Here is a 23,954-nt window from a genome sequence, read left to right on the forward strand (position 1 = left end):
GCCATCTGCGCCACATCGGACGCCGCCTCGTTGCAGGCGCGCAGGGTCGCCGTCAGCGCGGACGCCTGCTCCGGCGTAGGCAGCAGCTTCACCTGCACGACCAGCCTCACCGCCCTATCGTACATTCGTTCTATCTGACCTCGATGGACTCCAGACCCAGACGTACGCAGGGGGCGCAGCGTCGTCTACAACCTTCACGCGCACTTGGTCTTCACCACCAGGTACCGACGCGGCGCCCTCACCGATCCGATCCTCACCCGCTGCCAGCAGGTCATGTCCAAGGTGTGCGAAGACTTCGGCGCGCAGCTGCGCGAGTTCAACGGCGAAGACGACCACGTCCACCTGCTCGTGCACTACCCGCCAGCCGTGGCTCTGTCGAAGTTGGTCAACTCGCTCAAGGGTGTCTCGGCCCGGCATCTGCGGCAGGAGTTCTCGTCCCACCTCAGTCGGTATCTGTCGGGCGGTCACCTGTGGTCCCCGTCGTACTTCGCCGGCTCGTGCGACGGTGCCCCACTGGGCGTGGTCAAGGAGTACATCGAGAACCAGAAGCATCCAGGTCCGCGACGGCGTTCCTCCCGGCCGTAAACAGCCGGGGTTCCCGCCTTATTCACTGCTGAACGAACTCCTCCACGGCGGTGCAGACCCGGCCCAGCACTTCGGCGGAGCGGGCCAGCGGGCCGGGCACCATCATTCCGTGGTCGGCGTCGGGGATCTCCAGCACGTGCGGGGTGAGCCGGCGCGCCACCTCGCCGTCCCACGCCGTGTCGGCGGTGCCGCCGACCAGCAGGAACGGCGCGGTGGCCCGACCGAGGGCGTCGACCACCTCGGGCAGGCGCAGCAGCGGGGTGAGCCAGACCGCCCGCAGGCCGTGGTCGGCGGCGAGCGGGGCGGCCATCGAACCGAGCGACTTGCCGACCAGCAGGTCGGTCGGCCCGGTCAGCGGCCGGCATGACCTGGCCGATCACCCAGTCCGTCAGCGCGCCCGGCGCCAGCCGCTCCGGCACCTGCCAGGAGATCTCCTGGACGGCGAGGCCGGCCCGGCGCAGCGCCTCGCCGGTGTACGAGAAGAGCGGGTAGCGGGTGTCGTAGCCCCGCCGGGGATGAGCACGGCACGCCGGTCGGCCATGGTCGCCTCCTGTCGTCGCCCTCTCACCGTAGCGGCGGGCGGTCCACCGATGGGGGCGGACGAATCCGGCCACGGGAGATCATCTGCGGGGTAGCGTCGGCGGCATGTGGCCTCGGATCGGTGGACTCCGCACGCTCGACCTCGGCACCCCCGGGGAGGTGCGGGCCAACCTCAACACGCTCGTGCTGGCCGGGGTGAAGACCGCGACCGCCGGGCTGCTCACCGAGTACGCCGAGGAGGGCGAGGAGCTGGAGCACGTCGGCGAGCGGCTGGCCATGGTGGACGACCACGACGGGCTGGTCGCAGTCGTCGAGGTCACCGGCCTGGAGGTGGTCCGCTTCGCCAGCGTCCCCTGGGATTTCGCCCGCTCCGAAGGGGAGGGTGACCGGTCGATCGAGGAGTGGCGGGAGGGACACGCCGCCTACTGGGCGCGGGTGGGCACCCCGGTCACCGACGACACCGAGATCGTCTGCATCCGCTTCCGGCTGGTCTCCGCCGGCGACGGCGGCGTCACCACCGGAGACCTCGGCACCTGAGGTACGCCCCACGGGCGGTCACCCCGCGCGCAGCTCGGGCAGCAGGCGCGTGGCGACGTCCACCAGCACGGCCTCGTCGCCGGCGTACCAACTGCTGGCCCGGGGCCAGTGCGTGATCACGTCGGTGAAGCCGAGGGCGGCCGCCCGGGCGACCTGCTCGGCGAAGAAGTCGGCGCTGCTCAGCGAGAAGACCGGTGCCGCGTCCAGCGACAGGTAGCGGTCCAGGGTGGCCGGGTCCCGACCGGCCGCCTCGAGAGTGGCGTCCATCCGGGCGCAGAGCTCGGCGACCCCGCCCCACCACGTCTCCAGGTCGGCCCCCTCGGTGTTGCCGGTGGTCACCCAGCCCTGCCCGAACCGGGCCACCAGCCGCATCGAGCGGGGACCGTTGGCGGCCACCACGAACGGGACCCGGGGTTGCTGCACGCAGCCCGGGTTGTTGCGGGCGTCCACCGCGGTGAACCAGTCGCCCCGCCAGGTGGTGCCGTCCTCCCGCAGCACCAGGTCGAGCAGTTCGATGAACTCGCCGAACCGGTCCACCCGCTGCCGCGGCGGCAACGTCTCGCCGCCGAGCACCGCGGAGTCGAAGCCGATGCCGCCCGCGCCGAGACCCAGCAGCACCCGGCCGCCGGAGATGTCGTCGAGCGCGGTGATCTGCCGGGCGAAGGTCGCGGGGTGCCGGAAGTTCGGCGAGGCGACCAGGGTGCCGAGCCGGATCCGCGAGGTCACCGTGGCGGCGGCGGTCAGCGTGGCCATGGAGTCGAACCAGGGTCCGTCGACGAGGTCCCGCCAGCCCAGGTGGTCGTACGTCCAGGCGTGGTCGAAGCCCCACTCGTCCGCCTGCCGCCAGCGGTGCTGCGACTCCGACCAGCGCTGGTCGGGGAGGATCACGATGCCAATCCGCATGATCGCCAGCGTACGGCCCGACGGGTCGACGCGGCTGGTTCATGTGGCGAGCTTGGCCATCATCCGCGGCAGGTGCGGGTCGAGGGTCCGGGGATCCGCCTCCGCCACCGCGGCCGGCGTCCACCAGCGGACGCCGCGGAACTCGCCCGGGTCCGGGGTGAGGGGCTGGTCGCGGCGGCCGTCCAGCACGAACCAGAGGCTCACGTCGACGTGCCGGTCCTCCGCCGGGCCGGCCGTCGGGGTGACTGTGAGGAAGAGCGGACGCTCGCCGGGGCCGGCGGCGTACACCGCCGGCACCCCCAACTCCTCCACCACCTCCCGGCGTACGGTCTCCGCCGGGTGCTCGCCGGGCTCGACGTGACCGCCGGTGGGCAACCACAGCCCGGCCTTGCGGTGGTCGACCAGGAGGACGCCGCCGTCCGTGGCGTCACGCAGCAGGAAGTACGCGACCAGGTGCGGCGACGGGGTACGCGGCTTCGCCCGGCGAAAGATGTCGTCGGTGCGGGCGAGCCAGTCGAGGCATTCGGCCCGGTGTGCGGCCTCCAGGTCGTCCAGCGGGGCGATCGCCTCGACCAGTGCCCGGATCTCGCCCTCCACCCGCATCCGGCCATCCTGCCACCGTCCGGTCAGGACAGTATGGCGGTGTCGGCCGCGGCGCGGACGAACTCGCGTACCCGCTCGGTGGTGTTGGTCTCCAGCCATACGATGATCTATCAGCACACCGCCCGGGAGCGCGACGAGCACATCGCCGACGCCCTCAGCTCGCAGATCAAGCAGACCAAGGATCGGGCACGTAGCGGGCACGACAAGCGCAAGAAGCGGTAGAAACGATCGAGGCCCCAGCCAGGAAACACATCCTGAGCTGGGGCCTCTCGCTGGGGCGGGTGACGGGAATCGAACCCGCACTGTCAGCTTGGGAATTGGACAAGATCGGGCTGGAATTCGGCGTTTCCCGTTGTCGACCTGGCCGGCGGCGGCCTCGTTTGGCCTCTCGTGCCACCACCTTGTGGTCCGTGGATGGCGCGGCGGCTCATGCAGATGATCACCACCAGCACCGAGGATCCCGCCGTCGGCAGCGCAGCGCTCAGCTACGTACCGGACTGGGCCGTCGCCATCGTCGTGCCAGCCCGCAGGGTTGCCAACGCGCCGCTCCAGGCCGCCAACTGGTCGAGCATCGTGTTCACCGCATCCACGTGATGAGCGCCGGGCTTGAAGACGCTGAAGTTCTCGAAGTCGGTGAAGAGCGAGAGTGCCACCTGCGCCCGTACGTCCGCCATCTGCAACTCGGCCACCACCAGGCGCAGGTGCTCCACCGCGCGGGTGCCGCCGACGCTGCCATAGCTGACGAACCCGGCCGCCTTGTTGTTCCACTCGGCGTAGAGGAAGTCGATCGCGTTCTTCAGCGCCCCGGACGTGGAGTGGTTGTACTCCGGCGTCACGAAGACGTACCCGTCGAACGAGGCGATCTTCTCGGCCCACCGCAGGGTGTGTGGCTGGGTGTACTGCCCGAGCGACGGGGGCGCCATCTCGTCGAGGTGCGGCAGGTTGAAGTCCTTGATGTCGACGAGTTCGTACTCGGCGTCGAGGCGCTTGGTGGCGATGTCGTGCACCCAGCGGGCCACCGTCTCCCCGTTACGGCCGGGACGGGTGCTGCCGATGATAATGCCGATTCTGGTCATTGTCGCCCTTCCTTCCGTGTCCCGACGCGCTCGGGAGTTCGGCGGTTACCCCATCTGCTGGGTTTCGAACGGACACAGGGCGTTCCGGTGGCCTGCTGACACGGCTCGGTCCCCGGCTAGCGAACGCGACGTTCTAACGGCTCTCGGATCTCCTCGTCGGGCAGTCGTAGACCGTCCGACCGCGCGTGCTGGTCAAACACGAGCGGTGGGAGCTGGGGCTCCGGCTTTCGATGACCGCCGCGGGGCCGTCGGCCGAGGACGGCTTACTGACTCGGCTGGCGCTCTGGACAGTCGGCGTGCAACCAGGTAGCGGACAGATCCTGGCTTGTCACGATCAGCGATCCGGAGAGGCAGACGATCTCGTGTCGGCACCCGAGTTCGTGCGGCAGTACTTCGTCCAGCATCACGTCCCGGAGGTGGGCCACGTCCAGCCCATCAGCGGCGGGCTCAATCGTCAGGCTCTGCACGCCGTTGTAGCGGATCGTCAGGTCTTCCTCGTGCTTCCAACAGTTGTGCCGCAGGTGCAACTCGAGCCAGCGGCTCCCGCGGTTATCACCGGACGTGAGTCGAATGGGCTTGAGGTCCTTGACGCACCGCTTACCAAAGAAGTTGTAGTGGTCGGGGTCAGTGGCGAACCTGCGCGCGCCCTCGGGCAACGAGTCAGCCAATGACGGCAGTCGCCGGAGGTATGCCTCGGGGTCCACGGCGATGCCGCCCCTGGTTCGCTCCACGCTGACGTATCTCACTCCGGTGCCCCTTCCACCCCGCCGCCCACAGCTCGGCCAAGCGGAGGACATCTTCGCACCCGACGAATCGCAGAGATCGTCTAGCCGGACGTGCCACCCACGTCCCGAGACTGATCTGTCACGGACGTCCTGAGACCCGACATCGCCGGCAGTCCGCTGTCCGGTCGCGGGACCTGCGTGATGGATGACAGATCGGTATCAGGACCTGCGTGACAGATCCGTCCGATCAGGTCTTGCCAGTTGGCGACACAGCCCCTGCGGCGCGCCGAGCGGAGCAACTCCACGTTCTGAGCTTCAGGAGAGGAGCCGCTCTCCTACGACCTGGCCGCCACTCGTCTCCCCGGTCGGGCGGAACCCGAGCTTCAGGTAGAACCTCTCCGGACCTTCCGCGCCCGGTTCCCACGTCGTAAACACGCGGTCTTGCCCACGTCGGCGAGCCTCACCGCAGATGGCCTCCACTGCGAAGCGGCCGTACCCCTGGCCCTGGTATTCGGCGGCGATGTTCAGCCGCCAGAGTCCCGAGCGCAGGTCGTCGGGTCGGTCTGGGTGCCACAGGATGTTGAAGAAGCCCATCAGGAAGCCCGTGATGTCGTCACCCTCGACAATCACACGTGGCCAGGCGATCTCGGGCTGCGCGTACGCCTCTGCCAGGGACCATGCAACCGGAGAAACGAACCGCTCCTGGTCCGGCCGTACGTTCAGCCGGCACGCAGCCTCTACGTTGTCTGGAGTGATCTTCACGAGGCTTGGCATGCGGGGCACACTAACAAGTGCCTGGGCAAGCATGAACGCTTAATCCTCTAGCCGGAGGTGTCACCCACGTCCCGAGACGGATTTGGGCGGGATCAAGACGTGCGTGACACTCCGCCGAGCGTTGGGGAGTCGCGACTCATCTGGGGCTGCACGCGTCAGCACCTTGGGCCGGGCAGCGCGGCGGCGGGCTAGTGGCCCGTGGATGGCCCGCCGGGTGCTCCTGGCCGGAGGAATGTCGAAGGCCCTGGCTGAGACCTGCGTCCTGACCAGGGCCTTCCCGTTGGAGCGGGTGACGGGAATCGAACCCGCACTGTCAGCTTGGGAATTGTCGATGTACGCCTGTCCGCGGGCTTCGTGCCCTGGTCGCCCCGGTCCTCAGAGGCCTCGTTTGCCACTGGTTGCCCTGGGTCAATGGCACGCTTATGGCACGTCGATGGCACCGTCACTCGTCGGTGAACGGCTCGTCATGCCAGCGGAAACCGGCGTGGTCCCCCTCGATGCCGAGCATGAACTCCGGAACCTGCCGACCGTCCGGGTACGTCATCGTGACCGCGGCTCGGATCGCGTCGTACGCGCTGTCGATCTGCTCCGGATCCTCGGACCCGACGGCTCGGTTCCACGTATCAAACAGCGGGCGCAGTTGCTCGAACCCGGGGCGAGGATGGAACCGGCCACGGATCCAGGGAAAGTCGTGCTCCTGCTCCTCGATCTCTCCGACGAGCTCCCCGGCGTGACAGATCCGCCAGGTCGCACCACGATCGGCACCCACAGTCATGGCGAGCACCCTAATACTACGGCGGTTCTGTGACGGCTTCCCTGCGCCAGGATGACCGCCCTCTGCCTTGCAAAGATCAAGACTGGTGTAGGCCTGCGTCGGCGACTGCGGCTGGCCTGCTCGTCTTGCCGCCTCCCGTCGGTCTCCGACCGCATCCGTCCGCTGGCTTGGCTGTACGGATGGCTGTACAGCCGAGCCCTCGCCCGAGGGCACGAACTTGGCCACAGGACCTGATCGGGCAGACGACGTCCGGAACGGGATCCGCTTGGAGAGGATGAGGCCGAAAGGGGGAAGCCGTGAATTGGCTGAGTGTCCTGCTGCTCGCGGTGGTGATGATCGCCGGTCCGCAGATCATCAGTGCCGTCTTCCTCGCCTCCAGCCGGGAGGCGAAGCGCAGCTCGCTCGCCTACCTGGTTGGGGCCGGGCTCGCCGTGCTCATCGGGCTGACCGTCTGGTACTTCGTCTTTCACGTCGTACGAGGTACGGGGGGCGGCCAGGGCAAGCATGACGGTACTCGTCACCTGATCGACTGGGTGGTGTTGGCCGTGCTGTTGGCGCTGACGGTGATGGTCTTCGCCCGCCGCAAGCGGAGCCAGCCGCCGAAGTGGATGAGCAAGTTGCAGGCGGCCAGCCCCCGCTTCGCCTTCGGCTTGGGCTTTCTGCTATTCATCGCCATGCCCAGCGACGAGGCCACCATGGTGGCGGTCGCTGGAAGCCTCGCCGGCCACGACAAGCCCTGGTGGCACCTGCTGCCGTTCCTGGTTCTGACGCTGCTGCTGCTGGCGTTGCCGCTACTCGTCCTGCTCGCGCTCGGTCAGCGCGCGGTGGCGGTGCTGCCGAAGGTCCGGGACTGGGCCAACGAACACTCGTGGCTAGTTAGCGAGGCAGTCATCCTGATCTTCGTGATAATCGTCGTGTCCGATCTGCTCAAGTAACCCGCCTTCGCCTGGGCGTCCATCGCCGGGCGAGTTGGCATGCATCTCCGTTTGATCAGTCGACCCGGAAGCTCAGAGTGGGCGCGTAGGGCGTCGCGGAGGATGTAGCGCGGCTGGTTGGGCGGATCTCTGAGGAGGGCCGGGGTTCGGGGCGGAGCCCTGAGGCTTAAAGGCTCTTGTCGTCCGTCAGCGTGGCCGGCCGGCCCGGCCGATGCCGGCCGGAGGGACGTCGGCCAGCCTGCCACAGCGGCTGCGCCCCGGTTCGACGCAGCCGGTCAGCCTGTCGATAGAGATCAGCGATCGCTCAGAGGCACATCGGGCTGCCGCAAGGTCGCGATCCAACGAACGTCCTGTCGTCGGCAAAGTCGCGCGGTCAGCTGCAACTTAAGGTCCTGGTCTCGCCGTCGAACCCGTCCGGGGCGGTGTACAGCGCGGAGCTCGGATGGGGCACGACTCGTCGCAGGCCGCGCTGATCTATCAGCACGCGACGGCGGAGGCGGATCGGGCCATCGCCCAGGCGCTGCACGAGGCGGTGCGCGCGGACCGGAAACGGGCCAAGAAGGTGGGCAAGACCAAGACGGCGGCGGACAAGCCGGCGAAGAGGAAGTGCGCGGCCGACCGGAAGACCGGGGGCAAGAAGCGCCGGAATCTCGGCGGCGGCGACGGGCTGGGAGAAGCGAACATGGACTTGGCCGACTTCGCCGACGGCGTCGACGAGTCCGGCACGTTCCGGGGCTTCGAGGGTGGCTGACCGGAGCCGTGAAGAGCAGGCTAAGGCACGTCAATGGCACGCGGCATGATCGCTGACCTTGGAATATCGAAGGCCCTGGCTGGGACTCGCGTCCTGGCCAGAGCCTCGATCGTGGAGCGGGTGACGGGAATCGAACCCGCACTGTCAGCTTGGGAAGCTGATGTTCTGCCATTGAACTACACCCGCAGGCGGCACCACTGTACCTGAGGTCACCGCCCCCGTGCACCAGGTACCCCGGCGAGCCCGACCGCACCCCACCGTGATCAGTCCGGGACGGACCGTGTCCACAGGAGGGCAACAGTTTCACAGCGGCAACATATGGCCGTTCTCAAATCTGTCGATCGGTTGTAACGTCACCCGCACGTTCCCAGCCACGGTGCGACATACCCCCCTGTCGCGCCGCGAGAAAGAGGTGGGCCCATGGGACTCCGTCCCAACCTGCTGACCCGACGTACCGTCGGTGTCGCGTCGACGACCCTCGCGCTGCTGCTCAGCACCGCCGCCGTCGGCGTCGTTCCCGCTGCTTCCGCCTTCTCCGCCGCTCCGGCAGAGGTCTGCGCCGAGCCGGCCGACGTCCACTCGGACGCTCGGATCAAGAAGGGCGGGGTCGCCAAGCACGACCCCAACGAGCTGACCGCAGCGCAGGTCCGCGAGCGCGAGGCCGACCTCGTCGCCGCGCTGCGCGAGCGGGCCAACTTCCGGGCCGGCACCGGTGCCACCACCCTGGCCACCGTCAGCATCCCGGTCGTGGTGCACGTCATCCAGCGGGACGGCACCCGGGCCGGCGGCAACATCCCGGACTCGCTGATCACCTCGCAGATCAGCGTGCTCAACCAGGCCTACGGCGGCGCCACCGGCGGCGCGGCCACGGCCTTCGGCTTCCAGCTCACGAAGATCAACCGGGTGACCAACCCGTCCTGGTACCCGATCGTGCAGGGCTCGTCGGCCGAACGGCAGATGAAGACCAGCCTGCGCGAGGGCGGCAAGAACACCCTCAACGTGTACCTGGGTGAGCTGAGCGACAACCTGCTCGGCTGGGCGACCTTCCCGAAGCGCAAGCTCGACAGCATGGACGGCGTGGTCGTGCTGAGCGAGTCGCTGCCGGGCGGCACCGCCACCAACTACAACCAGGGCGACACCGGCACCCACGAGGTCGGCCACTGGCTGAACCTCTACCACACCTTCCAGGGTGGTTGCTCCGGCTCGGGTGACAGCGTCAGCGACACCCCGGCCGAGGCCTCGCCGGCGTTCCAGTGCCCGACCGGGCGGGACACCTGCGCCACGGCCGGCCTGGACCCGATCACCAACTTCATGGACTACACCTACGACTCGTGCATGTACCAGTTCACCGCTGGTCAGGCGAGCCGCATGCTGACCGCGTGGAACGCCTACCGCGCGGCGTAACACCGGCAGGACACCGGTGCCGGCTCCGTCTCACGACGGGGCCGGCACCGCCGTTTCCGGGGCTCAGGCGGCCGTGCGGCGGGTGTCGAAGCCGTGCCGGCCGCGGCGGGCCGGCCGCTGGTCGGCTACGCCGGCGACGTCGTCGCCCTGGTGCACGGCCCGCGGATCGAGCCAGACCTGGACGGCCGGGCGCCCGGCGTCGGGACTCATCGGGCCACCCTGACCGCGGCGGGTGAGCATCGCGACGTCGACGCTGAACTCGAAGAGCCGCCAGTCGACCTGCGGTGCCGCCCGACCGATCTCGGCCACCCGGGCCACCCAGGCGGGATCGACGACCGGCCGGGCGCGGCCGGCGACGTACGCCTCGTCGTCGCTCTCCTCCGGCGGGAACGAGTGGAGCGCGTAACGCCCGTCGCGTTCGAGGTCGCGCCGCTTGGGCGAGTCGACGACGAAGCAGAAGAGCCCCTCGTCGCTGATCAGTGGGCAGACCGGGTGCACCCGGGGCCCGCCGTCGGCGCGGACGGTGGCCAGGTAGCCGAAGCCCGGCCCGTACTGCTGGAGGAGAAGGCGGATCCCGTCGGCGAGTCGGGGCTCGTCGGCGGCGAATTCGGACCAGGAAGCCATGCGGACAGTCTATCGAACATGTGTACGAACGCGCAGTCCGACACGCGGGTCGCCCGGTTCGCTCGATAAGGTGTGTCGATGCTGCTCTCCGACCGCGACCTGGTCACCGAGATCAAGGCGGGAACGCTCGCGTTGGAGCCGTTCGAGCCCACGCTGGTGCAACCGTCCAGCATCGACGTGCGCCTCGACCGGCTCTTCCGGGTCTTCAACAACCACCTCTACACCCACATCGACCCGGCGATGCAGCAGGACGACCTGACCTCGATGGTCGAGGTGCCCGAGGGCGAGCCGTTCGTGCTGCACCCGGGCGAGTTCGTGCTCGCCTCCACGCTGGAGGTGATCTCCCTCGGCGACCAGCTCGCCGGCCGACTGGAGGGCAAGAGTTCACTGGGCCGGCTCGGCCTGCTCACCCACTCGACCGCCGGCTTCATCGACCCGGGCTTCTCCGGGCACGTGACGCTGGAACTGTCGAACGTGGCGAACCTGCCGATCACCCTCTGGCCGGGCATGAAGATCGGCCAGCTCTGCATCTTCCGGCTCTCGTCGCCGGCCGAGCACCCGTACGGCTCGGCCGTCTACGGGTCGCGGTACCAGGGCCAGCGCGGGCCGACCCCGAGTCGCTCCTGGCAGAACTGGCGCACCTGGCCGACAAGTAGGCGCTGACCTGCTGTGCAATAGATCCACTCGCATGTCAGGCCGTCCCCAGGCGTGAACATCGATCAGGCCACGGCCGAGGATCGCGTCCACCGCCCCCGCTCCACGACATCTGTGGCTACGAGCGCCCCTAGGCCGGCTGACCTTCACCGCCTCGGGCCGTCTTTCGGGCCAGCCACGGGCCAGCAGCCGCAGCGCGGCGGTCGCGAGAGGGCACGAGAGCCGGTCGGTTGGCCGCCGGTGGTGAGCTTTTCGGGCATCACGACCGCTTGAGCACGCTCTTCCAAACTGACGGTGCGCGCAGGGCTTGATGCCACGGTCAGTGTGTGCCGTTCATTGCCTCGGCCGAGGCGGGTTCCCTTCTCGCTCCACGCCAGCCGCTAGCTGGACCTCAAAGGCGGTCGGTCGACCTGCTGCCAGTGACTCAAGCTCTTGCACGAGTGCTTCAACGTTCGGCCGTGAACAGCCGACGCGAATGAAGAACTCGGCACGGGATGAACCAGAAGTCGCCTCCGCCAAGACTGCCGCCAAGCGGCCGACCTCACCGCGGTTCAAAGTGAGAGTCACCTGATCGCCTTCGTACGCGCCCCGCACCAGTCCCCGCCCTCTCATCAAGCAGTCGTACAGCCATCCGTACAGCCAAGTACGCCAGCCAGAGCCGACGCCGCCCGACAGTAACGGACGGCATGAGCAGGGCCAGGGGTCTCTCGCCAGCCCACCACGATCTTCTTCTAATCCTCGGGCCGCAAGCGGCCAGTCTCGCTGCTACAGCGCGGGCCGGCCATGTGGGACGCTTTCGCGCGTGGAGGACGCGAAGTCGATCATCGTGCAGGTGTACTGCCGCCTGGAGGTCACAGTCGATGATCCGGACGCTGTGTCGGAGCTTGCCGGGCAGCAGTTGCGGACGGCCGACATCGACTGGTCGAGCGAGCGGGACACCGTGGAGGAGGCTGTCGCTGAGTTGCGAGGCGACTTGGCCCAATCGCTGGCGAGCTTGGTCAATCCCGACCGGGTGTTGGAGGGCGTACCCGGTGTTGAGGTTCGGCGTGGGCGGTGGTGGGCAGAAGTCGGCCCACCGTCTGAGCGGTTTCAGCCGGGCTTTGGCGCGCCAGCGCCAGGCGGAACTTGAGTCGCTTCCGCACGTCAGCCGAGGCCACCAGAGACCGCCGAAACCAGGCCGCCGACGCAGTAGGCAGCCGGATATCGGCAATTCCCAAGCTGACAGTGCGCTTCGATTCAGGTCAGCGGAGCAGGCCTGGCGTTCGGTTTCCGCGACCGCCAGGCCGTCTCCAGGCCGTCACAGGTTCGCGACCGGCCACCGATGCCCCCCACGCCTCACCACTCCCGCCCACCCGCTGACGCGCAGGCTCCCGGGACGGCCCGGGAGCCCGGTGCACCCGTCAGCCGGGCCGGCCGTAGCTGTTGACCGGCCCGTCGTCGACCCGCTTCATCTTGATCGGCACCCCGGCCTGGGAGGCGTGCACCACCCAGCCGTCACCGGCGTACATGCCGACGTGGTGCAGGTCGGAGTAGTAGAAGACCAGGTCGCCGGCGCGCAGGTCGGCCCGGCTCACCCGGGCGGTCACCTGGCGCTGCTGCCGGGCGTTGTGCGGCAGCGACACCCCGGCCTTCGCCCAGGCGGCGAGCATCAGACCGGAGCAGTCGTACGAGCCGGGGCCGTCGGCGCCCCAGACGTACGGCTTGCCGATCTGGGCGCAGGCGAACTTCACCGCGATCCCGGCGGCGCCACCCGGATAGCCGGCCGGGCACGGGGCCGGGCGCAGCGGTCCGCCGCCGCCGTTGCCGTACACCTTGAGCCGCAGCTTCTGCAGCCGGTCGATCTCGGCGTTGATCTGCTTCTTCTTCGCGGCCAGCTGGGCCTCGGTACGCGTCAGCTGGGCGACCATCTCGTCCAGCGGTGCCTTCTTGGCGGCCAACTCGTCGCGCAGCACGACCACCGTCTGCACCTCGCGCTGCTGCCGGTGGGCGAACCGGTCGAGCAGCTCCAGCTGCCCGACCACCTCGCTCGGCGACCGGCTGCCCAGCAGCGCGTTGACCACCGAGAGGTTCTCACCCTTGTACGCCTCGACGGCGAGGCCGCTGACCTGGTTCATCGCCAGTTCGACCCGGAGTTGCAAGGGTTCGATCCGCCTGGCCAGCGCGGCGACCTGCCGGCGCTTGGCGGCCAGGTCCTGGCGGGTGGCGTTGTGCTGCTCGATGATCGGTTCGAGCCTGTTCCAGTCCTGGTCGATCTGCCGCTCGATCTCGGCGACCGACGGATCGGCGTGCGCCGCCGTAGCGCCACCGGTCAGGACGACGGCGACGCCGGTGAGGGCGGCGAGGGCGGTGGTGAAGCGGGACCAGCGTGTTCGCGGCGCAGCCGCCCGCCGGACGACCTGGGTCGACCGGACCGACGGTGACCGCGGGGCATGGTGTGCCACCGGGCTCCGTACTCCTTCTTCCGCGACCGCCTACCGGGTTAGCTGACGGGTTCGGGCGGGAAGGGAGCGCCCTACCGCAGTGGCTGCGGATTCACCCCGGCGTACCTGGGTCCCCGGCTCGCCCGGAGGCGACTCGGCGGTGCCGGCCGTTACCGCCCGGGTTGGACGGACCTGGTGGCGGCCGACGATTGACCAGAGTAGAGACGACCGTTATCGATCCGCAACCCGCCATGCCGTGACAGACCGTGTCCGGATACGCGGAACCCCCGGTCGGTGACCGGGGGTTCGCGGCGGCTCGGACCGAGGTCAGTACGGTCGCCGGAAGCCGGCAACCGGCATGTAGTCGATGCTGGTCACCTGGACCGGCTTACCCGTCCGGGGAGCGTGCACCATTCTGTCGCTGCCCAGGTAGAGGCCCACGTGGTGCAGGTCGCTGTAGAAGAAGACCAGATCGCCCGGGCGCGCCTCGGAACGGGGGATGGCCCTGCCCTCGTTCCACTGGTCGCCGGTGTGGTGGGTCAGGTAGATCCCGGCCGCCTTGTACGCGTACTGGGTGAGGCCGGAGCAGTCGAACGAGTTCGGGCCGGTGGCACCCCAGACGTACGGGTCGCCGACCTGCTGGCAGGCCACCCGGATCGCGGTCTGCGCGGCGGTGCTCACCACCCCGTTGATGGTCGGGCAGCCGGCCACCTTCACCGTGGTCTTCGGCATCGACGCCTGCAGCCGCTTGATCTCGGCGTTGATCTGCTTCTTCTTCGCCGCCAGGTCCTTCTCCTGCTTGGCCTGGGCGGCGATCAGCGCGTCGAGCTTCTTCTTCTCGCCGTCGTACCTACGACGCACCTGGAGGACACCCTCGACGTCCTTGCGCTGCTGCGCGGCGAGACGGTCCAGCATGGTCAGCTGCTCGGCGAGGGTGCCCGGCTTGGTGCTGACCAGCAGCGCGGCGATGTCCTGCGAGGGGCCGGTCATGTAGTACCGGGAGGCCAGATCGCCGACCCGGTTCATCGCCAGCTCGCTCTGCAGGGCCAGCGGCTCGATCTTCTTCTGCAGCTCCGCCGACTTCTTGCGGTTGACCTTGAGTTGGGCCCGAACCTTGTTGTACTGCTCGATGGTCGGCTCAAGCTGCTCCCACTGCTTGTCGATCGCCGCCTCGATCTCCTCCGGCGAGGGCGCGGCGTGCGCCGGCACGGCGAGCATCCCGGCGCCGACGGCGACCGCCGCGACCAGGGTGAGCAGGCGGTGGACGACCCGCCGCAGGCCCGCCGGGCGGGTGGGCGGCTGGCCCTGGACGTGACGATGGGGGGGCAAGGTTGCCACCGGTCACCGACTCCTTTGCAACCGACCGCCGGGCGCCTCGTAAAGGGGAAGACGGAGGCAGACGACCTACAGCGGCCGGTGCAACATTAGGGAAGGCACGGACCGGAATCAAGGTGGGCCGTCACGTTATCGTGTGTGCGCAATCGGTTGCACACAAAGGGTGTTCATTCATTTTCCTACGATGGCCGTCAATACATCGTCCAGCGTCACCACACCGAGGGGACGACGGCCGTCGCTCACCAGCACCATGTGCCGCCGCTCGCGCCGCATCGCCAGCAGCAGATCCGCCAGCGTACGGTCCGGCGGCACCACCGCCAGCGGCCGGTAGACCTGGGCGGGCACCGGCGCCCGGCGGGACGCCCCGGCGTACCCGAGGACGTCCTTGACGTGCACGAAGCCCAGCACCCGGCGGGTCGACCGCTGCACCACCGGGAACCGGGAGCGGCCGGTCCGGGTGGCCAGCACCTCCAGCGACGCCGGCGAGACGTCCTCGGCCACCGTGGTCACCGTCGACCAGGGTTGCAGGGCGTCCGCGGCCGTCCGCCGGTGCAGCGCCAGCGCGCCGGTGATCCGGGCGTGCTCCTCCGCGTCGAGCAGCCCCTCGGTGCGCGCCTGCGACACCAGCCCGGCCAACTCCTCGGCGGTGAAGACCGTCTTCACCGCCTCCGTCGCCTCCACCCGCCACAGCCGCAGCACCTGCCGGGCCGCCCACTTCATGGCCAGCAGCAGCGGCTTGGTCGCCACGCAGAAGGCCAGCATGGCCGGCCCCAGCCAGAGCGCGGACGGCTCCGGCCCGGCCAGCGTGATGTTCTTCGGCACCATCTCGCCCACCACGGTGTGCAGGAAGACCACCACGCCGAGGGCGACCAGGAAGGAGACCAGGTGGACCGCCCCGTCCGGCAGCCCCACCGCGTGGAACGCCGGCTCCAGCAGGTGGGCCAGCGCCGGCTCGGCGATCGCGCCCAGGCCCAGCGAGCAGACCGTGATGCCGAGCTGCGCGCCGGCGATCATCAACGGGATCTGGTTCATCGCGGACAGCGCCCAGCGGGCCCGCTTCGAGGTCGCGGCGAGCGGTTCGACCACCGTACGGCGGGACGCGATCAGCGCGAACTCGCTACCCACGAAGAACGCGTTGCCGAGCAGCAGCAGCACGGCGACGAGCAGTTCAGTCATCGCCGTCCGGCTCCTCGGGGCGGACCACCCGGACCTGCTCGATCCGGTGCCGCTCCACCTCGACGACGGTGAACTCGTACCCGGACTCCTCCACCGTCTCGCCGGCCACCGGGATGTGGCCGAGCCGGGCCATCAGGAAGCCGGCCAGCGTCTCGTACGGGCCCTCGGGCAGCCGGAAGCCGGTCTGCTCGACCAGCTCGTCCTCGCGCAGCACCCCGTCGACCAGGACGGGCTCCCCTCCTGGCACGGTCAGCACCGCCACCCCGGCGTCCTCCACCGCGCCCGGGTCGAACTCGTCGGCGATCTCCCCGACCAGCTCCTCGACCAGGTCCTCCACGGTCACCACGCCGTCCGTGCCGCCGTACTCGTCGACCACGATGGCCAGGTCGGCGCCGGCGTCCTTCAGCGCGGCCAGCACGCCGTCGAGGTCCAGGCTCTCCGGGACGTACACCGGTTCCCGGGCGACCGACGCGACGGTCGTCGAGGCCCGGCGGGCCAGCGGCACGCCGAGCGCGTCGGGCACCCCGGCGACCCCGGTGACCAGGTCCAGGGTCTCCTCGAAGACCGGGAAGCGGGTCCGTCCGGTCGCCCGGGAGAGGTCCAGCAGCTCGGCGACAGTGGCGGTGGCCCGCAGCGCGACCACGTCCACCCTCGGGGTCATCGCCTCGGCGGCCCGCTTGTCGCCGAAGCGGATGGTGCGGCGCAGCAGCATCGCGGTGTCCGGCGGGAGCGCCCCGGCCCGGGCCGAGATGGCCGCCAGCAGGCCCAGCTCCTCCGGGGAGCGGGCGCTGGCCAGCTCCTCCTGGGGCTCCACCCCGAGCAGGCGGACCAACCGGTTCGCCGACGAGTTCAGCCCGTCGATCAGCCAACGAAAGGCCTGGGCGAAGCCACGCATCGGCCCGGCCGTGGCGAGCGCGGTCGGCATCGGCCGGGCCAGCGCGAGGTTCTTCGGCACCAGCTCGCCGAAGAGCATCGAGATCAGCGTGGCCAGGGCCAGCGCGAGCAGCGGGCTGAACCGCTCGGCACCGCCAAGTGGGCGCAGCAGCGGGGTGAAGAGCCGGGCCAGCGCCGGCTCGGCGAGGTAGCCGGTGAGCAGCGCGGTGAGGGTGATGCCGAGCTGCGCCCCGGAGAGCTGGAAGGAGAGCTCGCGCAGCGCCCGGCGTACCGTCGCCGCCGCGGGGTCCCCGGCGTCGGCGCGCCGGTCGATCTCCGCCCGGTCGACGGTGACCAGGGCGAACTCGGCCGCGACGAAGAACGCGTTGCCGGCGGTCAGCAGGACGAAGCCGACCAGGGGCAACAGCGTGCCGAGCAACAGGCCGTCGATGAGCGCGATTGTTCCACGAGCCCGCCCGGCGCACGAGTTCGCACGCGGGGTGCCGCTCGGCGGCCGGGTCGAGGTGGCCGACGGCCGGCTGGTGGTGACCGACCCGACCCCGATGGGCCACCCGGTGCTGGACGACGCCATCGTGACCACCAGCGTCTCCTGGACACGACGACGGCGGCGGCACCTCGTGGGTGCCGCCGCCGTCGGGTGTCCGGTCCTCCCGGCGTACGACCTCAGCCGGCGACCGGCTCGGTCTCCTTCTCGCCCGGCGTGGTGTCCGGCTTGACCGAGCGGAGCAGCACGCTGGCCACGTCGACGACCTCGACCTGCTCGCCGGCGCCCTTGCCGTTGACCCCGTCGTTGAGCATCGTCGAGCAGAACGGGCAGCCGACGGCGACCGTCTTCGCCCCGGTGGACATGGCCTCCTCGACCCGGTCCACGTTGATCCGCTTGCCGATCTTCTCCTCCATCCACATCCGGGCGCCGCCGGCGCCGCAGCAGAAGGAGCGCTCGCTGTTGCGCGGCATCTCGGTGATCTCGCCCTGGATGGCGTCGCCGAGCACCTCACGCGGGGCGGCGAAGACCCGGTTGTGCCGGCCCAGGTAGCACGGGTCGTGGTAGGTCACGCCGCCGTCGACCGGCTGCACCGGGGTGAGCTTGCCGGTGGAGACGAGGTGGGCGAGCAGCTGGGTGTGGTGGACGACCTCGAACTCGCCGCCGAGCTGCCCGTACTCGTTGCCCAGCGTGTTGAAGCAGTGCGGGCAGGTGGCCACGATCTTGCGCTTGGCCTTCTCCCGGCCCTCGAACGCCTCGTTGAGCGTCTCGACGTTCTGCTGGGCGAGCATCTGGAAGACGAACTCGTTGCCGATCCGGCGGGCCGGGTCACCGGAGCAGGTCTCGCCCTCACCGAGGATGGCGAAGGAGACGCCGGCCTCGTTGAGCAGCGTAGCGACCGCGCGGGTGGTCTTCTTGGCCCGGTCCTCGAACGCGCCGGCGCAGCCGACCCAGAACAGGTACTCGAAGTCGTCGACCTCGCCGACCCGCGGCACCTCGAAGTCCAGGCCCTTGGTCCAGTCCTCGCGGGTGTTCGGCGGGGCGCCCCACGGGTTGCCCTTGTTCTCCAGGTTGCGGAGCATGACGCCGGCCTCGGACGGGAAGCTCGACTCGATCAGCACCTGGTAGCGACGCATGTCGACGATGTGGTCGACATGCTCGATGTCGACCGGGCACTGCTCGACGCAGGCGCCGCAGGTGGTGCAGGACCAGAGCACGTCCGGGTCGATGATGCCGCCTTCCTCGGCGGTGCCGATCAGCGGCTTGTCGCCCTCGGCGAGCGCCAGCACATCCAGGTGCGCGAGCTGCGCGGCGGTGGCCTTCTCCTCACCGGTCAGGTCCTTGCCGCCGCCGGCCAGCAGGTACGGCGCCTTGGCGTACGCGTGGTCGCGCAGGCTCAGCACCAGCAGCTTCGGCGACAGCGGCTTGCCGGTGTTCCAGGCCGGGCACTGCGACTGGCAGCGGCCGCACTCGGTGCAGGTGCTGAAGTCCAGCAGGCCCTTCCAGGTGAACTGCTCGACCTGGGCGACGCCGAACTGGTCCTTCTCCGGGTCGGCCTCCTCGAAGTCGAGCGGCTTGCCCTCGCTCATCATCGGCCGCAGCGCGCCGAGGCCGGAGCCCTTCTCACCCGGGTCGCGCTTGAAGAAGATGTTGAAGAACGCCAGGAAGCGGTGCCAGGCGACGCCCATCGTCACGTTCAGCGCGATGACGATCAGCCAGGTCATCGAGATGGCGATCTTGATGAAGGCGGCGATGCTGACGCCGGCCTCCCAGTTCGGCAGCAGCGCGCCGACCGCGTGGCTGACCGGGGTGGCCCAGGCCGGGTACTCGAAGTGGTCGGTGGCGACCTTGAAGCCCCGGATGACGAAGCCCATGATCAGCACCGCGAGGACCACGGCCTCGACGAAGTAGCCCTGCCACATGGTGGAGCCGGTGAACCGGGACCGCCCACCCGGCCGGGTCGGCCGGTTGCGGACCCGGATCGCGATCAGCACCAGGATGCCGACCACGCCGAGCACCGCGATCAACTCGGTGACCAGGCCGTAGATCGTCAGGCCGCCGATCAGCGGCAGGCCGCCCTTGGCCGAGACGACCTCGAAGTACGCCTCGAGCACCAGCAGCGACAGGACGATGAAGCCGACCATCACGAACCAGTGCGCGGCACCCACCACGCTCCAGCGCAGCATCCGGGTGTGGCCGGCCGTCTCCGCCAGCATGGTCTTCGTCCGCGTGGCCTTGTCGGTGAACCGCTCCGGCGCGGGTTGCCCCAGCCGGATGACTGCCACCATCTTCATGACCGCGCGCACCGCAAGCCACACCGCCACGGCGGTGATGGCGGCCGCGAGGATCGTGGTGACGATCTGGACGCTGCCCATCGAGTTGGCCTCCCGGTCTGCTGCCTGTCGAGCGGCTCGGCGACCGGACGCCGGATCAGGGCGTGGCCGGCCTGACGCCGCTGCCGCACCCTCGACCGGACCGGTCGATGACCTCGCTCCGCTCGGTCATGCAGTGCAGCCTACGCGCAAGGTTACCCAGCAGTAACGTGAGTCATCTCGCACCCGGCCACGCCGCCCTGCGCACACCATAGGGTGCCCGGCGCCGGAGCGCCGGGCAGGGGTTGCGCGAGGTGACCTGGATCGTGTCGCCGGGGTCAGCGCCAGCGGGAGAGCAGGATCAAGGAGCCGACCATCGCGCCGAAGCCCACCGCGAGGTTCCAGTAACCCCACGACATGACCGGGTACTCCTGCTCGGAAAGGTAGTAGACCACCAGCCAGCCGATGCCACCGACGATCAGCGCGACGGCGGTCGCCGGCAGCCACACCGGGCTAGGCTTGCGCGTCGCCGCCGCCGTCGTCGGACGTACGTCCGTCGGCGGGGTGTACACCTTCTTCTTGCGGACCTGAGACTTGGGCACGACGCTCTCCAGAGGGGTGACGACCTCGTCCGGCCTGACAACCGGGCGCGGGGGCGACGGTCCATGGCCAATAATGTTCGACAGCTAGCGTAGTCCCGACGGGCCGGCCAAGCCACGAATGGGGTCAGTCCGGTGCGCGGAGTGACCGGAACGGGTGGTCCGCGCGGGCACGGAAACACCGGTCCGCGTCGTGGCGGGCACCAACCAGACGACGGGGAAGGAACGCTCGGTGGAGTACACATCCGGCGCCGCGTCCTGGCAGAAGGCCATGCGGCGGGCCGTCGCGGCGCTGCTGCCACGGCGTCCGCGGCAGCGCCGCCCGGGCTGGTCGATCGGGGTGCCGCTGATCGCCGCCGCGGCCGGGCTGCTCTTCACCACCACCGCCACCACCGCCGGGGGCACCGCCCTGCGGGAGGACCGGCGACCCGAGCTGACCCAGCTCATCGAGGACCGCCGCGAGCAGGTGGCTGCCAGCGAGCTGCGCGCCGCGCGGCTGCGGGCCGAGGTCGAGAGCCAGACCGCCACGCTGGCCGACACGGACGGCCCGATCAGGGAGCAGCGGGACCGGTCCCAGCGCAGCCAGGAGGCGGCCGGCTTCACCGCGCTCACCGGCGGGGGCGTGACCGTCGAGCTGAACGACGCCCCCCGGCGCAACGACCAGACACTGCCCAAAGGTGCCACCAACGATGACCTGGTCGTCCACCAGGGAGACGTCCAGGCGGTGGTGAACGCGCTCTGGACCGGCGGCGCAGAGGCCATGTCAATCATGAACGTCCGCGTGCTCTCCACCAGCGCGGTACGCTGCGTCGGTAACACCCTGCTGCTGCACGGCCGGGTGTACTCGCCACCGTTCAAGATCGTAGCCATCGGCGATCCCGCTGCCCTCCAGCAGGCCCTCGCCGGCTCTGAGGGAGTCGGGTTGTTCAAGCAGGCGGTCGATCACTACCAGCTCGGCTACTCCGAAAACGTCTCCACGGTGACCGTGCCGGCCTTCGAGGATTCGACCGCGTTGCGATCGGCGACGGTGCCGCGATGACCCGGGAGGGCGGGGACGCGCGTCACCGCGACCAGAGCGAGGACGAGACCGCCTTCATCCCCAAGGTCGACCGCTCCGCGCCAGCCTCCTCCGGTCGGTCCGCGCCGACCAGCCCCGGCCCGACCAGCCCCGGCCCGACCGGTCCCTGGCCCGACCCGATGCCGCCACCGCGCCGGCCGCCGGCCGCTGACGCGCCGCCCACCGGGCCGGTACGCCACCCGGCGCCGCCGAACGCCGGCCACGGCCGGCCGACCGGGCCGTCCCGCGCCGGCGGACACCCCGCCCCACCCGACGCCGGGCCGGCGCGGTCCGCGCCCCCGGCCTGGCCGGGCACCGCCGCGCACCGGCCCGCCCCCCCGACGCCGACCACGCCGCAGACCATCGACCAGCTCGCGGCCGCGCCGACCTCACCGGCCGCCCACCAGCCGCCGGCCCCGCCGGCCCCACCGGCCCCACCGCCCGCGCCGGTCTCGCCGCCCCACTGGCCGTCGAGCGGCACCGGGCGACCCGCCGAACCAGGTCGCGCACCCGCCTCCCGCGCCGCCGACCAGCAGCCAGCGGCCGGGGTACGACCGGCGCCGCCGGCCGAGGCGCCCACCGCGTTCATCCCCAAGGTCACCGACCGGCCGGCGGAACGTCCCACCGGGACGGAGAGCGGGACATCCCGCTCGGCCCCCTACGACGGCGTACCCCGGTCCGCCACGCCGGACCGGAGCGCGCCCCGCGCGACCTCCTACGACGGCGTACCCGGGTCCGTCACGCCGGACGGGGTGGCGCCCCGACCGGCCTCCCACGACGGCGTACCCCGCTCGGCCGCGCCCGACCGGGACCAGCCTGCTGCGGGAACCCGGAGCGGCGGCCCGGACCGGCCCGCGGACCCGGCGACCACCGCGGTGATCCCGGCCGTCTCCGGGCGACCACGTCCCCAGCACCCGCCGCTGGACTCGACCGCGCTGATGGGCGCGGTCCCGCCCACCCCGGAGCCCGACGGCACCGAGGCCGACGGGCCCGCCGGGCCGCCGCAGCCCCGTCGGGGCGAACGGGTGGTCCAGCTCCGCCCGCACCAGACCGGCGAGGGCTACAAGAGCGTCTACTCGGAGCTCACCCGGCCGTCCTTCGCCTCCCGGCTGCGCACCGGCGTACGGGTCACCGGCGAGGCGCTGATCACCTTCGGCCTGGTGGTGCTCCTCTTCGCCGGGTACGAGATCTGGGGCAAGTCGGCGATCGTCAACGCCCACCAGGACGACCTCAGCCAGCAACTGGCCCAGGCGTGGGGCCCGACCGGCGACCCGACCGTCAGCCCGACCCCCGGGGCGTCCACGAAGCCGGCCCCGCGGGTGGAGGGCAAGCCGATCGCCGGGCTCTACATCCCGAAGCTGGGGAAGAACTGGGTGGTGGTCGAGGGCGTCACCCAGAAGGACATCCGGTACGCCCCGGGCCACTACCCGAAGAGCGCGCTCCCCGGCCAGGTCGGCAACTTCTCCGTCGCCGGGCACCGCAACCGGGCCACCTTCTGGCGCCTTGACGAGCTCAACGACGAGGACGAGATCGTGGTCGAGACCAAGACCAGCTGGTACGTCTACGAGGTGATCCAGACCCGGATCGTCCGGCCCGACCAGGTCGAGGTCGTCGCGCCGGCCCCGATCAGGCTGAAGCCGGGCGAGAAGCCGAAGAAGCTGCTCACCCTGACCACCTGCAACCCGAAGCTCGACAACTACCAGCGCCTGATCATCCACGCCGAGCTCAAGGAGAGCATGGCCAAGTCCGAGGGCCGTCCGGCGGCACTGGGAGGCTGACGACGATGTACGCCTGGATCTGGCGCAAGCTGCCGTTCGGCCTGGCCGGCAAGATCAGCGGGTCGCTGCTGCTCGCCGCCGCGATGGTCGCCCTGCTCTGGTACGTGGTCTTCCCCTGGGCCGAGCCCCTGGTGACGCCCTTCGACGACGTGCAGGTCACCCAGGACTCGGGCACCCCCGGCGGCGACTCCGGCGGCGACTCCGGCGTCGACGAGAGCGCGCCGACCGGTGACGAGCACGACCTGCCGTACGACACCGACGAGAACGCCCCGCCCCCCTCCCCGAACGAGTGAGCCCCATGCGCGTCCTGGTGATCGACAACTACGACTCGTTCGTCTTCAACCTGGTGCAGTACCTCGGCCAGCTCGGCGTGAACTGCGAGGTCCGGCGCAACGACGAGATCGACGTGGCCGAGGTCGGCCGGTTCGGCGCCGAAGGGATCCTGCTCTCGCCGGGGCCGGGCAGCCCGGACCGCGCCGGCATCTGCCTGGACGTCATCCGGGAGTATGCCGGCAAGCTGCCGATCTTCGGCGTCTGCCTCGGGCACCAGGCGATCGGCGAGGCGTTCGGCGCCACCGTGACCCGCGCCCCCGAGCTGTTGCACGGAAAGACCTCGGAGGTCCGGCACCACTCGGTCGGCGTGCTGGCCGGGCTGCCCGACCCGTTCACCGCGACCCGTTACCACTCGCTGGCGGTGCTCCCCGAGACGCTCCCGGACGAGCTGGAGGTCACCGGCTGGACCGGCTCCGGTGTGGTGATGGCGATGCGGCACCGGACCCTGCCGATCGAGGGCGTGCAGTTCCACCCGGAGTCGGTGCTGACCGAGGGTGGCCACCTGATGCTGGCGAACTGGCTCGCCGCCTGCGGTCACCCGGAGGCGCTGGAGCGGGCCCCGGAGCTGGCCGCCGAGGTGGACGCCCGGCGACGCGCCGCCTTCGCCACCAGCTGACCGATCCGCGGAAGACATCGGCCCGGTCCGCGTACGGACCGGGCCGATGTTCAGTGGTGTGCCC

At 70.3% G+C, this 23,954-nt stretch carries 26 protein-coding genes, 1 tRNA gene, 1 pseudogene and 1 riboswitch; of the genes and pseudogenes, 13 read left to right on the forward strand and 15 right to left on the reverse strand.

Translation table 11 applies throughout. From position 1 onward, the window contains the following. Positions 1-153 precede the first annotated feature (153 nt). Positions 154-585: pseudogene (gene tnpA / locus ACLQ2U_RS09245) on the forward strand (IS200/IS605 family transposase); the annotation flags it as partial. A gap of 22 nt (positions 586-607) precedes the next feature. Here tnpA and ACLQ2U_RS09250 read toward each other — a convergent pair. Next, positions 608-895: an alpha/beta hydrolase gene (locus tag ACLQ2U_RS09250; protein ID WP_425750154.1), complete on the reverse strand. Its 288-nt coding sequence runs from the start codon at positions 893-895 to the stop codon at positions 608-610. Between the two features lie 53 nt (positions 896-948). Here ACLQ2U_RS09250 and ACLQ2U_RS09255 point away from each other — a divergent pair, with 53 nt between their 5' ends. After that, on the forward strand, positions 949-1,077 hold the full coding sequence (locus ACLQ2U_RS09255; RefSeq protein WP_425750155.1) for a hypothetical protein: 129 nt from the start codon (positions 949-951) through the stop codon (positions 1,075-1,077). Positions 1,078-1,230: 153 nt separating this feature from the next. After that, a complete protein-coding gene (locus ACLQ2U_RS09260; protein WP_425750156.1) occupies positions 1,231-1,662 on the forward strand; it encodes an ASCH domain-containing protein in 432 nt (143 codons plus the stop codon). Between the two features lie 18 nt (positions 1,663-1,680). Here the strand turns inward: ACLQ2U_RS09260 and ACLQ2U_RS09265 are convergent, their stop codons facing one another. Together ACLQ2U_RS09265 and ACLQ2U_RS09270 are read right to left on the reverse strand one after the other, a co-directional pair. Then, positions 1,681-2,565, reverse strand: coding sequence for an LLM class flavin-dependent oxidoreductase (locus tag ACLQ2U_RS09265; protein ID WP_425750157.1), 885 nt, complete (start codon positions 2,563-2,565; stop codon positions 1,681-1,683). Positions 2,566-2,604: 39 nt separating this feature from the next. Continuing rightward, positions 2,605-3,168: an NUDIX hydrolase gene (locus ACLQ2U_RS09270; RefSeq protein ID WP_425750158.1), complete on the reverse strand. Its 564-nt coding sequence runs from the start codon at positions 3,166-3,168 to the stop codon at positions 2,605-2,607. 39 nt (positions 3,169-3,207) lie between these two features. On the opposite strand from ACLQ2U_RS09270, the gene ACLQ2U_RS09275 reads away from it, so the two are divergent. Next, positions 3,208-3,390, forward strand: a complete 183-nt coding sequence (locus ACLQ2U_RS09275) for a hypothetical protein (protein WP_425750159.1) — start codon at positions 3,208-3,210, stop codon at positions 3,388-3,390. 263 nt (positions 3,391-3,653) lie between these two features. Here the strand turns inward: ACLQ2U_RS09275 and ACLQ2U_RS09280 are convergent, their stop codons facing one another. From ACLQ2U_RS09280 to ACLQ2U_RS09295, 4 genes are all read right to left on the reverse strand, one after another. Next, complete coding sequence (locus tag ACLQ2U_RS09280; RefSeq protein ID WP_425750160.1) at positions 3,654-4,244, reverse strand: NADPH-dependent FMN reductase; 591 nt, start codon at positions 4,242-4,244, stop codon at positions 3,654-3,656. 263 nt (positions 4,245-4,507) lie between these two features. Further along, on the reverse strand, positions 4,508-4,990 hold the full coding sequence (locus ACLQ2U_RS09285) for a hypothetical protein (RefSeq protein ID WP_425750161.1): 483 nt from the start codon (positions 4,988-4,990) through the stop codon (positions 4,508-4,510). 294 nt (positions 4,991-5,284) lie between these two features. Further along, positions 5,285-5,743 (reverse strand): GNAT family N-acetyltransferase, encoded by a 459-nt coding sequence (locus ACLQ2U_RS09290; RefSeq protein WP_425750162.1) that lies wholly within the window; start codon positions 5,741-5,743, stop codon positions 5,285-5,287. Positions 5,744-6,185: 442 nt separating this feature from the next. Then, positions 6,186-6,518: a hypothetical protein gene (locus ACLQ2U_RS09295; protein WP_425750163.1), complete on the reverse strand. Its 333-nt coding sequence runs from the start codon at positions 6,516-6,518 to the stop codon at positions 6,186-6,188. Between the two features lie 296 nt (positions 6,519-6,814). Between ACLQ2U_RS09295 and ACLQ2U_RS09300 the strand changes: the two genes are divergently transcribed. After that, complete coding sequence (locus tag ACLQ2U_RS09300) at positions 6,815-7,453, forward strand: GAP family protein (RefSeq protein WP_425750164.1); 639 nt, start codon at positions 6,815-6,817, stop codon at positions 7,451-7,453. A 442-nt stretch (positions 7,454-7,895) separates the two neighbouring features. Beyond that, positions 7,896-8,204, forward strand: coding sequence for a hypothetical protein (locus tag ACLQ2U_RS09305; protein ID WP_425750165.1), 309 nt, complete (start codon positions 7,896-7,898; stop codon positions 8,202-8,204). 112 nt (positions 8,205-8,316) lie between these two features. Here ACLQ2U_RS09305 and ACLQ2U_RS09310 read toward each other — a convergent pair. Continuing rightward, positions 8,317-8,390: transfer RNA gene (locus ACLQ2U_RS09310), tRNA-Gly, on the reverse strand. Positions 8,391-8,624: 234 nt separating this feature from the next. Between ACLQ2U_RS09310 and ACLQ2U_RS09315 the strand changes: the two genes are divergently transcribed. Further along, positions 8,625-9,608: a zinc metalloprotease gene (locus ACLQ2U_RS09315; RefSeq protein ID WP_425750166.1), complete on the forward strand. Its 984-nt coding sequence runs from the start codon at positions 8,625-8,627 to the stop codon at positions 9,606-9,608. Positions 9,609-9,671: 63 nt separating this feature from the next. Here ACLQ2U_RS09315 and ACLQ2U_RS09320 read toward each other — a convergent pair whose 3' ends face one another. Further along, positions 9,672-10,232 carry a pyridoxamine 5'-phosphate oxidase family protein gene (locus tag ACLQ2U_RS09320; RefSeq protein WP_425750167.1) on the reverse strand — a complete coding sequence of 187 codons (561 nt, stop codon included), beginning with the start codon at positions 10,230-10,232 and terminating at the stop codon, positions 9,672-9,674. Positions 10,233-10,310: 78 nt separating this feature from the next. On the opposite strand from ACLQ2U_RS09320, the gene dcd reads away from it, so the two are divergent. Both dcd and ACLQ2U_RS09330 read left to right on the forward strand, forming a co-directional pair. Further along, positions 10,311-10,895 (forward strand): dCTP deaminase, encoded by a 585-nt coding sequence (dcd, locus tag ACLQ2U_RS09325; protein WP_425750168.1) that lies wholly within the window; start codon positions 10,311-10,313, stop codon positions 10,893-10,895. Between the two features lie 793 nt (positions 10,896-11,688). Continuing rightward, positions 11,689-12,015, forward strand: coding sequence for a hypothetical protein (locus tag ACLQ2U_RS09330; protein WP_425750169.1), 327 nt, complete (start codon positions 11,689-11,691; stop codon positions 12,013-12,015). 271 nt (positions 12,016-12,286) lie between these two features. On the opposite strand, the gene ACLQ2U_RS09335 is transcribed toward ACLQ2U_RS09330, so the two are convergent. The 6 genes from ACLQ2U_RS09335 to ACLQ2U_RS09360 form a co-directional block, all read right to left on the reverse strand. Further along, complete coding sequence (locus ACLQ2U_RS09335) at positions 12,287-13,327, reverse strand: NlpC/P60 family protein (RefSeq protein ID WP_425750170.1); 1,041 nt, start codon at positions 13,325-13,327, stop codon at positions 12,287-12,289. A gap of 12 nt (positions 13,328-13,339) precedes the next feature. Then, positions 13,340-13,476, reverse strand: a riboswitch (cyclic di-AMP (ydaO/yuaA leader). A gap of 157 nt (positions 13,477-13,633) precedes the next feature. Further along, positions 13,634-14,644: a C40 family peptidase gene (locus ACLQ2U_RS09340; RefSeq protein WP_425750171.1), complete on the reverse strand. Its 1,011-nt coding sequence runs from the start codon at positions 14,642-14,644 to the stop codon at positions 13,634-13,636. Between the two features lie 168 nt (positions 14,645-14,812). Next, positions 14,813-15,817, reverse strand: coding sequence for a hemolysin family protein (locus tag ACLQ2U_RS09345; RefSeq protein ID WP_425750172.1), 1,005 nt, complete (start codon positions 15,815-15,817; stop codon positions 14,813-14,815). Beyond that, positions 15,810-17,114, reverse strand: a complete 1,305-nt coding sequence (locus ACLQ2U_RS09350) for a hemolysin family protein (RefSeq protein ID WP_425750502.1) — start codon at positions 17,112-17,114, stop codon at positions 15,810-15,812. Before ACLQ2U_RS09350 ends, ACLQ2U_RS09345 begins: the two co-directional genes overlap by 8 nt. Positions 17,115-17,374: 260 nt before the next feature. Further along, positions 17,375-19,570 carry a (Fe-S)-binding protein gene (locus ACLQ2U_RS09355; RefSeq protein ID WP_425750173.1) on the reverse strand — a complete coding sequence of 732 codons (2,196 nt, stop codon included), beginning with the start codon at positions 19,568-19,570 and terminating at the stop codon, positions 17,375-17,377. Between the two features lie 275 nt (positions 19,571-19,845). Then, positions 19,846-20,109 (reverse strand): cell division protein CrgA, encoded by a 264-nt coding sequence (locus ACLQ2U_RS09360; RefSeq protein ID WP_425750174.1) that lies wholly within the window; start codon positions 20,107-20,109, stop codon positions 19,846-19,848. A gap of 229 nt (positions 20,110-20,338) precedes the next feature. Between ACLQ2U_RS09360 and ACLQ2U_RS09365 the strand changes: the two genes are divergently transcribed. The 4 genes from ACLQ2U_RS09365 to ACLQ2U_RS09380 are packed head-to-tail and all read left to right on the forward strand — an operon-like array spanning position 20,339 to position 23,890. Beyond that, a complete protein-coding gene (locus ACLQ2U_RS09365) occupies positions 20,339-21,145 on the forward strand; it encodes a DUF881 domain-containing protein (protein WP_425750175.1) in 807 nt (268 codons plus the stop codon). Next, on the forward strand, positions 21,142-22,941 hold the full coding sequence (locus ACLQ2U_RS09370) for a class E sortase (protein WP_425750176.1): 1,800 nt from the start codon (positions 21,142-21,144) through the stop codon (positions 22,939-22,941). Before ACLQ2U_RS09365 ends, ACLQ2U_RS09370 begins: the two co-directional genes overlap by 4 nt. A 5-nt stretch (positions 22,942-22,946) precedes the next feature. Continuing rightward, positions 22,947-23,234, forward strand: a complete 288-nt coding sequence (locus tag ACLQ2U_RS09375) for a hypothetical protein (protein ID WP_425750177.1) — start codon at positions 22,947-22,949, stop codon at positions 23,232-23,234. 5 nt (positions 23,235-23,239) lie between these two features. Beyond that, positions 23,240-23,890, forward strand: a complete 651-nt coding sequence (locus ACLQ2U_RS09380; protein ID WP_425750178.1) for an aminodeoxychorismate/anthranilate synthase component II — start codon at positions 23,240-23,242, stop codon at positions 23,888-23,890. Positions 23,891-23,954: the final 64 nt, after the last annotated feature.

The sequence above is a fragment of the Micromonospora sp. DT47 genome, from assembly GCF_049844475.1.
GTDB lineage: Bacteria > Actinomycetota > Actinomycetes > Mycobacteriales > Micromonosporaceae > Micromonospora.